Genomic DNA, 12,184 nt, shown 5'->3' with positions numbered 1-12,184 from the left:
CACCCGGTGGTCGTGGCCGAGGCGTGCCACCGGATGACCGAGCTGTGGTGAGCCGACGCTCTGTCAGCCCGCCAGGGAGAACATGCCTGTCGCCGTACCGGAGCGCAGACACAACATCGTGAATCGTCCGCGGCCACGGCGCCGATGGCCGAGCGCCTGCGATGGCTGCCGGTTCCTGAACTCGCCGGCCCCCGGCCGCCACCACTCCTGCGTACTGCCGGACCCTGCTCGGCTCGCTCGGTACCAACGCGGGAGACGCGCTGTTCCAGCTCGGCTGCCGGATCGAGCTGACCCTTGGAGCCCAATCGCTGCGAGACCTGTACGGCGGGTCCTACGAGCGCTTGCGCGCAAACTTCTGGACACGGCCCACCGGGACGGAAGCAGGCGAACGAGAGCTGATCGAAGTGCACGCGACCGGATCGACTCTCTGGAGAGCCGGGCCGCCCGCATCGGCCTGCGGTACAAGGAGAGCGAGCCACAGGAGCCGGTGTTGCATCGCATCTTCGCCCCACGGGTTGAACGGATCTTCACCCCGCATCGATGAGATATCCGCCATTCTCCGGGCCGCCGCTCGCCGATCCGATGACCCTCATGTTCCCAGGCCCGCACAGAATAGGCGGGTGATCGGACCCGCGACGAGGCGACGAATCAACGTCACCACTGACCTGATGCCGGCCTACACCATGAGTGATCACGTGATCACCTCTAACGCCGCCTTTCTGGAGAGTCTGACTCCAAGGCCAGGCGCCTCATCGGCCAGACCGCGCCAGCGCGGGTAGCGACGAAGGAGCAGCTCACGGTCCATGCCGATCGCGGCAGCTGAAGGGCGTCCAACGCCCTCGCCGAACTCCTCATTGGGCGTGGCCACGTTCCACTCTCGGTACCGGATCTTCCATGACAAGCAGCACGTCGAAGCGCTCTTCAAGACGCTGAAGTCCTGCCCCTGTCGGCTCGACTCTGCGCAGCACGCTCCCGTCTTCTGCAGGGAGCCCTACACTCGGTGCCACCGGGACCACTTCGACTCTGGAATCGGCTGGCACGGGTCAATACCATCGGCTGAACGGCCACAGTCGACTACGTTCTCATTGTGCTCGCCAGCGGGATCGCTACCTGCCCTCAGGCAGCCTCGTTTCTCGCACGAACCCCCGCCCAAGAGCGAGCGGGCGTGCAACCACCTCGCATCTGCGCACGCCTTGCTCGTCTGTGGGTCCGCGCATCTGGCGCGACGTGCGCGTAACCCTGCCCGGCGTTCAGTTTCAGGCTCCAGGCCTTGGCACCACCGACGGTCCATGAACCATCCCCGATCATCGATCGGAATCAGTTCCCACGACACGCCGCGTTTAAGGCCCAAGGTGCTCGCCAACTGAAACAGTTTCCGGTAGAACTGCGATCACGGTTGATGAAAGGGGTGTGGGATGCCTCAGGCATATCTGGGAGAGCGGAAGCAAACGATGATCCGCCCTGACCCAGGCCTGCGTGCGCGGCTGGAGGATGGTGCGCTCACCAGGGGCTACGGTACGAGGAAGACCAGCCGCTACATAGTTGACCTCCTGGCTGCACTGCATCCTGACTCGAATCGGTATGCGGAGGCCGCAGAGTCGGCGACCACGCTGGTTCGTGCTCTGGTGCACGCCGCGTGTGACATGCGCACGACCAGCGACCAGGAACCGCGGCCGACCAACGTCCGCCCAGGGCCCGAGCTTCGCGTGCGCATCGAGAGGGGTGCGCGCCAGCGCAACTACCGGAACCTCAATCCGTATCTGGTCGACCTCCTGGCCGCGTTGCATCCGGACCCGGCGACCCATCCGGAAGCCGCCGCGGCGGCGGTGTCCGTGGTGGATGCCCTTCTGGAGGCGGCCACCAGGATGACCACCTCCGGCGCTGAGCCGCTCCAGGTGACGCTGGACTTGAACATCCCGCCTGTGCTGGCCCGCAGGGCCTTCGAAGCAGCCTAGGCGCTCGAGCGGTCCGGAGAAGGAGGACCTCCATGGTATGAGCATCGTTCCCAGGGCGACGCATGACGAAAGCCCCGCAAAAATGAAGCGGGCCCTCGCGCAACTACTTGGCGGTTGCGGCGCGAGGACCCTCTAAAACCCGGCCCGGCGCGTGTCGGCTGGCGAGCTCTCGCGTGCCTAGGCCGGTCCCTAAGGTCTGGAGACCACCATAGACGATGGACTCCCGGCTCTGCCAGTTATGCCATCGTGCGGCGTGTCGCATTTTGGCGTTTCTGCCAGTGCCAGTACGCATAACGTCACATCCGGGCGGCCGATCGCCACACTGGTCAGATCCCCGTCCCGGCGGATAGACAGGACGCCACACACTCAAAGTGCGCAATTCGGGCGCACTGGGTGTTGTGTCGCGAGTCGCTCCTGCCTAGGCCGGACAGCGCAGCCTTGCGTGCCGGAGCTTCGCAGTTCCGCGTGCAAGGTGGCTCGTGCCGTGCAGTGCGCGCCGGTCCTGGCTGGGCGCATCCCGCGGACGCATCCGTACCGCGATGGCACGGATCCACTCCGCCAAGGGCACCTGCTCCATTCTTGCCAGCGCATCCCCCGCGCCGGCGAAGGCAGTTCGCGCCGAAGAGCGTCCGTCAAGCTCGTCGGGGGCCGACCGGCCCCAGACGCCGCCTCCTCTTCGCGTGCGGAGGCGCCTCTGAACTGACCTCAACAGCCCGGACGTGAGCAGCCGGGCCCACCACATAGTTCCCATAACGCACTCAGCAGCCTGTCGGCCCACACACCGACCGCCAGCAGCCTTGTTTAGTGCACCCCGAAACGCACGGAGCATCCATGACCAGCCATGCGTCCTTGTTGTCGTGCCCGAAAGCCGCACGAACCACAACGACACCGGCGAAGGCGAAGTACGGCCGCTGCGGCGCAGGACGGCTCTCGCCTGACCTGTCCGAGCGCGGGCCAGTCACGGGCGGGCTCATGTCAACAAGTCCGCATCGGCCCGCCCGTGCCTCCGCCCCCTGCAGGAGACGCCTCTGACCTGATGCAGCAGACCCGGATGCGACCAGCCGGGCCCACCACACAGTTCCCATAACGCACTCAGCAGCCTGCCGGCCCACACACCGACCGCCAGCAGCCCTGTTCAGTGCACCGCAAAACGCACGGAGCATCCATGATCAGCCATGCGCTGTACTTTGTGTACCCAAAAAGCGAACAAACCTCGCAACCACCCTCGATCCTGCTTCTCCACCGAACGGCGGGACACCCGTCGCGATGCCGAGCCGGGCGCCCGCAGACCATCGCGCCCGGTTCCCGGTCCGAGGTCCGTTCCCTCCTCGATCGCGGGCAGCCCCCGACGGTCGGCACCGGGCGAATCCGTCTGACGCGCGACTGCACGGCGAGGGCGACATGACCTTGTCCCGCATCCCCCTGGATAACCTGCCCTCGGGCTCGGTCAAGATCCCGCTTGCACTGCCACGCGGAGCTGCGTGGCCGATCGTGGCCCAGATCGCCGCCCTCTCCCAGCGCGCCTCCGGCTGCACGGCGTCCATTGCCTTCCTCGCCGACCAGAGCGGGTTGTCAGCGTCGAGCGTGTACGCCGCGCTGGCCGCCGCTGGCTCGTGGATCGTCACCAGGGGACGGGCCCGCTGGCTCGCGCCACTCCCCCCGCAGGTCGCCTGGGCCCGCATCTCCTACCGCGCCGCCGCAGCGGTCGGCTGCCGTCAGGTGGACGGAGTGTGGACCGCCCGGCGAAACCGTTCCCTGCTGCTGCAGCTGTACTGCTTCCTGCGCCGCGACGAGGACGCCGGGCGGCTGAGAAGCCAGGCTCAGCTCGCCCAGGACCTGGAGGTGTCCATCAGCGCCACCAAGAACCTGCTGCGAACCCTCGCCAACGATGGCTGGATCAGCTGCCGCCCAGAAGGCCGCCGGCTCCGCTACTTCACCCACGACAGCCCGCACCTGCCGGAGGCGGACAAGATCGGACCAGGCCTCCTGACTAGAAATGATCAAGACGGCTCACCGGAAACGATCAAGGCTGCTGATCGGACCCAGAAGCACGACGATCAAACACGAGGAGAGAAGCAAGATGATCCCCCTCTCGCCGCAGGCGACGTACCGCACCGTAAGAACGCGCCCGGCGGCGCGCTGCCGCGCGAGAGGCGAATCCACCACTCCCCCGATGCAGGCCCACCCCCGATTCGGGTGCTGGGCGCGCTCAGCGCGATGACGGCGCTGCCGACGGAATGGCTGGCCCGCATGACGGAGCGCGACCGTGAACGTGTGCTCGCCGCGATCGAGGCAGAGATCTCCAAGGGACGTACGATCGCGCAGATGACAGCACGCATCCGCCGCCGCCTGCTGCCCTGGTACGGTGTGTCGCCGCGCCGCCCGGAGGCAACCGCGCTGACCATCGTTAGGCGCGGATACGCGTGCCCGAGGGCGGACTGTGAAGATCATCTGTTGCCTTCCGGGCACCCCTGCGGCGCCTGCGCGGAGATCGGCGCGGAGGTCAATCAGCGACGGCTGGAGCGGACTTCTCCCGTACTCCCCCATGGCACCACCACGGAAAACGCAACCAGCCCCGCGTACGCCCGTCCCCGAGTCACCGAACCGAGACACCGGCCACGACGGGTTGACGCACCGGCAGTCGCCCGCGTCGACGCGGGCGGTCCGGACGGACCCGCCGCGCGGGCGCGCGCCCTGCTGATGGCAACAAGCCCGAAGTTCGCGGCGGCCCAGCGTCGCGCGCGCCGGGCGCCGATGGCCGCGGTCGGCTGATGGCCGCTCGAAGGAGGAGGTCTCGATGAGGCACCCCAGGTACGGAGCCACCCGCCGGTGGCCAGGCCGTGGGAGCGTCACTGTCCCTCCGGCGTCGCGCCGCATGGCTCGGAGTGTCCCGCTGCTCGGCCGTGCCGCCATGAGGTACACCCGGGGGCAGCAGGGTCATCCGTCTGCTGGTCCCACGCCTTCGGGCCTGCTGCCCCGCTCGACTTCCGCATGCAGTGCCCCGGCCCATCGACGGATCCTCTCTTCTAGTGGTCGCAAGACCTCAGTCCGGGGAGTGCGATGGACTTCGAGATGGGCAAGACTCGGTCCTTGTCATCGAGCAAGAATCCCCTCCAGGCGCCCGAGACGAGTTCGCTTTGTGACTCCGCTCCGAGTCTCCAAGGCGTTGAAGTCGCGCGCATCGCAACATCCTGGTGGTGGAAGACACACGCGGGTCAGGCTGAATTCGTGGTCTCATGTTCCAAGCCGTCGAGGAACGCCTCGACGCACGCGTTGAGAATGTGTCCGAGCATGCCTCTGTAGGCATCCACCATGCTCAGGTCGTCCTTGAGGTTGTCGATCCACTGGCCCACCTCTGCGGTGAGTGAGTAGGTGTTGGGTCGTGGGAGGTCCTCATGGAGGGTGCGAATCCTAAAGCTTTGCCCCATCTCGACGAGCACATCAAGGGGTTCCTGACGCGCCTGCCGCAGAGCAGCGTCAATGTAGTGGCTAACGGCAAGAGCGGGCCGGCGGGTCCCGGCGGCTAGCCGTCTTTTGTCGGTCACCGATTGCCTAGTCAGCCGGGAGGCGAGGTTGGCGTTCAGGCGCACATTTCGCCCAGTGTTGCCAACAGCGGGATTGATGGCATCGCTGAAGCTTTGATAGAGGCTCAGATAGTTACGTGGTAGGGACGCGAGCGTTTCCCTGATCGGAGCGGGGAGTTCAGCAGGTCGCGGCTGGAAGTAGCCGGAGGACGTACGAGCTGGGGACGTCCGGCGTCTCGGCGCCGCCACGGTCCCCGTGATGGGCCCATCACCAGGTTGTTCCTCGCGGCCAGCTCTGGCCTGACTCTTACCGGCCTTCTGCGTCGACTCCGCCGGTTTGTCGATCAGCGGGGAACTGTGGTCGACGCGCGTAGCTGATCGCGGTTCAGGCGCCTGGACTTGCCGCGCCTCGTCCGGCCTGCCAGTGGGGGCCGACGTCTTATTCGCAGGCGAGTTCTGGCCCGCCTCGGTGGGTTCGGCTACTTCCGGTTCAGGCACCTGAACCGGTTCTTGCGTAGCCGTCTGCACCCTTGCAACGACGGGCCTCTCGGGTGCTGGTGCGGCCTTGGTAGGTTCAACCGGCTGATCGGGTGCGACAACAGCGGATCGCTCTCCGAGTGCGGTGCTGACCGCACCGCCCGGTTCTATGCGGACCGGATCGGCCGGCGCTTCGGTCACCGCGACAGCTGACTCCTCCGGCGTCTGCTCCTTCGGAGTCGGCTGCAGATGTCCGAAACCCGCGACAGGCTGACGTTGCAGCCGTCCTGTCCGCTTGCCTCCCGCCACTACGCCATCTCCTTCATCACGTCGGTCTGTTCCTTCTGCGGCCACGCCTGGTGCCAGGCAGTACGCAGTTCGCCCGCCAGCGGGTGACCGAGCTCGTCGAGCATCCGTAGCGTCGTCGCTTCGGCCACCTGGCAGACTCGGGCGGCCATTTCTCGTCTCTCTGATGTGGTGAGGAACGCCGACACGGGAGCCGCCATGTCGTGCGAGTCGCTGATGACAGTGGTCTTGGGGATCTCGTACGGCCAGATCGGTGCCTCCCAGTGCTCCAGGCCGCCCCTGTGATACTGCATGGCGTCGGAGGTGAGCGCCCGAGCGGTGTTCTGGCGTGGCACGTAGGCGTTCCAGACCAGCCCCATGACGTCGATACTGTCGTGATAGTAGTTCTCGCGCACATCCTTTATCAGACGCATGGTCTTGGGAATGGCGTCGACGCCGAACTTTTCGGCGTTCGTTACGAACAGTGCGTAGTACGCGGCTTTGGCCGCTTGGACGCCGAGGCGCTGGTTGATGGCCGTGTCGATGAGCACAACGTCCCAGCGGTGGTTCGGCGAGGCGCCGCCCGGCTCTGCCGGCAGCAGCAGTGTGTGCGCGAGTCGCTCGAAGTCGGCAGGCTTCCAGGAACCGGGCAGGTCCTCCAGCGCCTCGTACGCCGGAATGAGCCCGATTGTGCCGACCTTGCCGGGGCGCAAGGGGCCTCCGCGGTGGAACGGCATGTCCACGTCGTAGGTCCAGCCCGGCGTGTCCACGATGATGATCGCCTCGTCGGCGACACCCGCCTCACCAGAGTTGATCACCTCGATCACGGTAAGGACATCCGGCTCTTCCAGCTTGGCCTTTCCGATGCGCGCCTCGACGGCGACCATCCTGACCGGTCGGCCGAAGCCAAGGGAAGCGTTTCCTTGCGGGTCCATGTCGATGACGAGCACGTTGAGCCCGAAGCGGGAGAGCGCGTCGGCGATGAGGAGGGTCTTCGTGGTCTTGCCCGCCCCTCCCTTTCGCATCATCATGGCGACGACGTTCTTCATTGTCGTGACGCCTCGGCGCATCCATTCCGAGATGACCTGCTCTACCTCGGTGATCTGTCCGGCAGTCGGCTCGTCTGTGTTCCCGGGCGTGGGGGAGTGAACCATTGATGTCACAGGGGACTCCCAAGTTTGCTTAGCGGTATCACGTGGTTGATCTTAACCATGGCGACTGCCTCTTGAGAAGAAGACACGCGCTGTTACCCGGCCCAGTACGCGGTTGTGGCCTCTCACCCCAAGGGCGTGATTCTTGCGCGACGTTCATCGCCAGTGGGTTGGGTAAGCGAAGTGGCGGGCCGGTCCTACGAAGCTTCCATCGGCGAGGTGCAGAGTCCAGGAGGACCGTCTCTGAAGGTTCATGGTCCGCACGTGAGGGTTTGGCCGCAGTCGAGGCTGCCTCTGTGTTCAGTAGTTGCCTAGGCTTGGGGACGGTTACGTCCGTCGAGGACCGGGCAGGTCGCAGCCTCAGTCCTTGATCTCGGACAGCATGCTTGTGCACTGCAGCGAAACTCTCGGTCGGGGATGTAGCGAGAGATCTTCAGCCCTTCGCCCCAATGGATCAGGCGTTGATGTGTGTGTTGATGTGTGTGTTGCTGCAAGTGCAATTGTGAAACAGCAGGTCAATGGCGGTTTTTGCTTCGTACGTACAACAGAAGAAGCGGCAACCGACAACGGAAACGCGTCGCAGCCGCTTGCTGTGGCCGCCTAGAACGGCCCTCCGTCGCCCATTCTCGGCGGTTGTTGCCACTGAGGTCCCACTGGCAACAGGTACACCCCAACTTACTCACCAGTAACGCGGTTTGATCTGCATAAACGCGCCTGCGGCTCGAACGCGGCCTCCCTGGATAGGGAATACCGGCGAGAGGGTTCGTGCGCCCCAGAGGGCACTACAGGCCCGCACAGAGGGGGTCCATCGTTAATGTAGATCACAAACCCCCCGTGCCACACACCTGCCCCGCTCAGACCCTCCACCGCCTCCCTGAGCAACTCTCTCCGGGCGTGCACGACGCTTGAGCGCCGCCACACGTGCAGGAGATAGGAGCACGAGCAGGTCATCATTGGCCCCTCGCGTCCAGTGGCGCGCGATCAGACTAGACAGCGGCCGTGCCCGGCCATCATGACGGAACCTCAATGCGTTGCGATCGCCATCCAAGGCGGGTCGCGTGCGTCGGCCCGTCCATCGGCGCTTAGATCACGATGCCTCTGCTGGAGCCTGTACGAGGTTCGGATCTTCAGGCCGGTCGGAGGCTGCGGATCCATAAGACGGCTCCGCGTAGGTGCAGGCCGACCAGGTAGCTGCCGGGTGTGTTGTCGAACCGGAAGGCCAGGCCACGCCACTCCTTCATCCGGTTGATGCACCTTCCGCCGTATTGCGCTGTTTGTAGAGCGCGGCATCATGACCGATCGGCCGGCCGCCGCGAGGCCTCGCTTCCTGCGGTTGACGGCCTGGCGGGCGAACGGCCGATGGGCCGGGGGATCCTGATGCGCTCCAGCACGGCGCGGAACTGCGGGCTGTCTCCGGTCTGGCCCGGGGTCAGGACGAACGCCGGCGGACGGCACCGACGGTCGGCCGCAAGATGCATCCTGCTGTTCAGCCCGCCTCGCGAGCGGCCCAGCCCGGCCGCGGTCAGCCGGAACCGGAACCGGTGCCGGCGGCATAGCCGTCGTCGGCCGTCCTCATCATTGCCAGGGCGCCGTTGCGGGCGTTTTGCCCTTTTTGGTGCAGCCCTTTTCCCGTTCGCTGGCTTCTTGGAGCGTTGCGGCCAACTCCCGTCTAGGACCATCCCGGCGACATGGTGGTGCGCACAAGCGGTGGTGGAGTCCACGCTGACCAGGTCGAGGTCGGCCTGCCCGCGAGCCCCGGCCTCGGCGATCATCGCTTGCATCGGCCGCTCGGACACTAGCCAGCGCCCAGGCGCGGAACCGGTCGTAGGCGGTGGACCAGGGCCCGTACGCGGGCGGCAGGTCCCGCCACGGGCTGCCGGTGCGAAACCCGCCACATCACCGCGTTGAACCGCCGCCGAAGATCCGGGATCGGTCCCGCTCACCCAACGGCTAGTGAGGCCCGCTCAAGCCCCGTTCCTCGTCGGCGAGTTCTCCATGCGCCATGCCCGATGGTCTGCCAGGATCGCCGACGCGCCGCAGGCGATCCCACTGATCTCAACTTCGTACAAGCGCTAGAGCGGATGTGGCTACCCCGCCCCATTAAGCAGGCGTGATGGCGTACTGGACCATCCGCGGGATGGGCGACGGCGGGTGGAGTCCAGTGTGGTCTCGGAGCCCGTCTCCGCACGGCTCCTGATCCGGGCCCCGCTCGCAGGATCGATGTCCATCATGAGCTCCCTGCCTCGCTTCCACCGCACAGGTACTGTCCAGTGAGGTCAGGGCGTGGCGGCTGTAAGCCTTGACAGGGAGCCCGACTACTCGAGCAGCGCCCCGCAGGTGGAACCGGTGTGAACTGACGCCCGATCGCCAGCCGTCATGCAGCCGCTGTGGGAATCTCTCTGGCGGCCCCTGGACGGATGACACCACTCCGGGGCCACGTATCGACGATCATGCACCCCCGAAGGGGGCTGGAGCTCACGAGCATTGTGAACGGACACGAGTTCCTCCAGGTAAATGGCCACGACGATCCAGATTCATGGCCACTCGACCTCCAGGTGGGCGGACACTACGCGTCCTGATGGACGGCCATCTGTCCGTGTACGTAGTGACCTACCGAAGACTCCGGGCTGAGACCGTCACGATCGCCAACTTCGGCGCCCTCCCTACGGGCTGGGGCGATCGGAGCCGCAAGACCCTCCTTCGTCGGGCCTCACGGCACCGCGCACCGAACTCAGCGCCGCCTGGTGGAGCCCGAGGGGGCCTCGCCGTCATTGGCTATGCCTGGCTGTGGTCCCGCATCTCAGCCCTGTGGAGCTGTCCGTCTACCTGAAGATCTCGTGGCCGCCCAGCAGGAGTCACATGGCCATCTACCAGGAATGACGTGTCCGTCCACCTGGGTTTCCATATGACCGCTAACAAGCATGAAGCTTCATCTGTCGCCGAAGCGCGCACGATGGTAGTCGGCCGACAGCGTGGCGGCTTTGGTGTGCAGTTCACCCAGTAGCTCGCGAAAGGCCGCATAGCGATCCTCTCTCAACGAGTCCACGATTTCCTGCATCCACCAGCCGATCTCGCGCAAGACAGCGTATTGAGATGACGACAGGGGCCACTTCATCTCTCTTACCGCTCGCCGCAGACCGATCAGGCATTCCGCCATCTCATCGTCGATGAGATGGTCGGAATGGGAACGCGCGGCCACCAGTTGTGCGGCCGTCTCCCAAAGCGGCAACGCATGGTGGTCGTACCAGATCGCTTCTGCAGATGTGTCATGCGGTCGCGTTCTGGACAACCGATGCGCTCGCTCCAGTCGCTCGCTCCGGCCGAGCCCCAGCCGGGCCGCCCGGTGCCGGAGCAGGCGGTGCTCCACCGCTTGCCTGCTGCGCACGTTGAGCGGCGGCGCCATGCGGATCATCGCGATCTGCATGGCGCAGCCCAGTTCCAGCAGTTCGTGTTCGAGATGCTCCACCTCATCGGGACGATGGGGGCAATGCAGGCGTACATACCCGAGTACCCACAGGGCGTCGAGAACGTCGTTCGATCTCACCCAATCCGGGACTTTCCGGCAATGGAGCACATGTTTGATCACAGACAGCGGATGCTCGGCCGGATCGTAGCTCTCCATCGCTTCGAGGTCGGGATCGCGCACTTGCCTCCGGCGTTGTACGATCCGCTCAATGGCCTCCTGACCTGCGGTTTTGCTGACTTGAGGCAGAGCTCGCTTAGGCATGTCAATAGTGTATTGACATAAATGATCTTAGTGGAGCCGAGTCGCTGAGACTCCCAGAGATTTTTGTCTGGCTGTCCTGTCTCACGGGACCTGGCGTGTGTCTCATCCACCTGGCGTGATTCGCCGTTCCGTCTCACCTAATTGGCGTGACTGGCCGATCACGCGTACTCCGTGTCTCATCTAGGTGGCGTGCGTGGAGCGGATGTCTCACCCAGTTGGCGTGGATTGACGGAAGTCTCAGACATCTGGCGCCTTCGGCAACTACAGTGCGTTCTCGTATGGCTGCAATGCGTACGATACGTGGTGGTGGTCTACCTTGACGGCGTTATCGGCGACTCGTGTCGAGCGGGCGGGGTTTCATCTGACCTTCCTGGATGATGCAGGGGTCGAGCAGCATGCGCCGCTGGCTGTGGGCTGGAATGTCCAGTTTGAGCGGGCGGCGGCGGTGCGGTCGTTTCCGTCTTTCCGGGGGCAGAGGAACTTCCCGGGCTGGTGGTGGTCGGCCACAACTGGCGAGCACGTTGGCTACGAGTCGTGGGTCGAGCGCGACGTGCTGATGGTGATGGACTTCGACCAGGACATCGTCGCCTTCGCCTCCCAGCCTTTCTGGCTCACCTGGGCCGCCGACGATCGCGTGCGACGACATGCACCGGACTACTTCGCCCGGACGCGGGACGGCCAAGGCCTGGTCGTGGATGTCCGACCTGACGACCGAGTCGATCCGGCGGCGAGTGAGGCATTCGCGGCCATGGGGCGCGCCTGTGAGGAGGTGGGTTGGAAGTTTCATCGAACGGGCGGCCCTGCCCCAGTGCTGCGATCGAACCTTCGCTGGCTGGCGGGCTATCGCCACCGGCGCTGCTATCAGGAAGAGCTCGCCCAAGACTTGCTCCATGTATTCAGAGCCCCAACCGCGCTGTTGCGCGGCGCTCAGCAGGTTGGCGACCAACTGATGACGCTTCCGGTGCTCTATCACCTGCTTTGGACCGGGCATCTGACCACAGACCTTGAGTTCTCGGTTCTCGGCCCGGCCGCCATCGTTCGCGCACCGGACCCGCGATGAGTGCG

The 12,184-nt window shown here is 65.3% G+C and carries 6 protein-coding genes and 1 pseudogene; 3 read left to right on the top strand and 4 right to left on the bottom strand.

The window, feature by feature from the left end; genetic code table 11:
- The first annotated feature begins 1,451 nt into the window (after nucleotides 1-1,451).
- Nucleotides 1,452-1,955, top strand: a complete 504-nt coding sequence (locus HD597_RS00165; protein WP_253739377.1) for a hypothetical protein — start codon at nucleotides 1,452-1,454, stop codon at nucleotides 1,953-1,955.
- 1,401 nt (nucleotides 1,956-3,356) lie between these two features.
- Nucleotides 3,357-4,727 carry a hypothetical protein gene (locus HD597_RS00160; RefSeq protein ID WP_253739375.1) on the top strand — a complete coding sequence of 457 codons (1,371 nt, stop codon included), beginning with the start codon at nucleotides 3,357-3,359 and terminating at the stop codon, nucleotides 4,725-4,727.
- 443 nt (nucleotides 4,728-5,170) lie between these two features.
- Here the strand turns inward: HD597_RS00160 and HD597_RS00155 are convergent, their stop codons facing one another.
- The 4 genes and pseudogenes from HD597_RS00155 to HD597_RS00140 all read right to left on the bottom strand — a co-directional run bounded on the left by HD597_RS00155 (nucleotide 5,171) and on the right by HD597_RS00140 (nucleotide 11,119).
- Nucleotides 5,171-6,265 (bottom strand): hypothetical protein, encoded by a 1,095-nt coding sequence (locus HD597_RS00155; protein ID WP_253739374.1) that lies wholly within the window; start codon nucleotides 6,263-6,265, stop codon nucleotides 5,171-5,173.
- Nucleotides 6,265-7,290: a ParA family protein gene (locus HD597_RS00150; RefSeq protein ID WP_276082644.1), complete on the bottom strand. Its 1,026-nt coding sequence runs from the start codon at nucleotides 7,288-7,290 to the stop codon at nucleotides 6,265-6,267. Before HD597_RS00150 ends, HD597_RS00155 begins: the two co-directional genes overlap by 1 nt.
- 1,677 nt (nucleotides 7,291-8,967) lie before the next feature.
- A pseudogene (locus HD597_RS66460) lies at nucleotides 8,968-9,267 on the bottom strand (transposase); the annotation flags it as partial.
- A 1,054-nt stretch (nucleotides 9,268-10,321) separates the two neighbouring features.
- Entirely contained in the window at nucleotides 10,322-11,119 is a 798-nt protein-coding gene (locus tag HD597_RS00140) for a hypothetical protein (RefSeq protein WP_253739372.1), read from the bottom strand.
- A gap of 316 nt (nucleotides 11,120-11,435) precedes the next feature.
- On the opposite strand from HD597_RS00140, the gene HD597_RS00135 reads away from it, so the two are divergent.
- On the top strand, nucleotides 11,436-12,179 hold the full coding sequence (locus tag HD597_RS00135; protein WP_253739370.1) for a TnsA-like heteromeric transposase endonuclease subunit: 744 nt from the start codon (nucleotides 11,436-11,438) through the stop codon (nucleotides 12,177-12,179).
- Nucleotides 12,180-12,184: the final 5 nt, after the last annotated feature.

Origin of the sequence: Nonomuraea thailandensis, assembly GCF_024172165.1 — a bacterium.
Taxonomy (GTDB): domain Bacteria; phylum Actinomycetota; class Actinomycetes; order Streptosporangiales; family Streptosporangiaceae; genus Nonomuraea; species Nonomuraea thailandensis.
The sequence above is the reverse complement of the archived record's forward strand: the minus strand, read 5'-3'. Positions and strand labels throughout refer to the sequence as shown.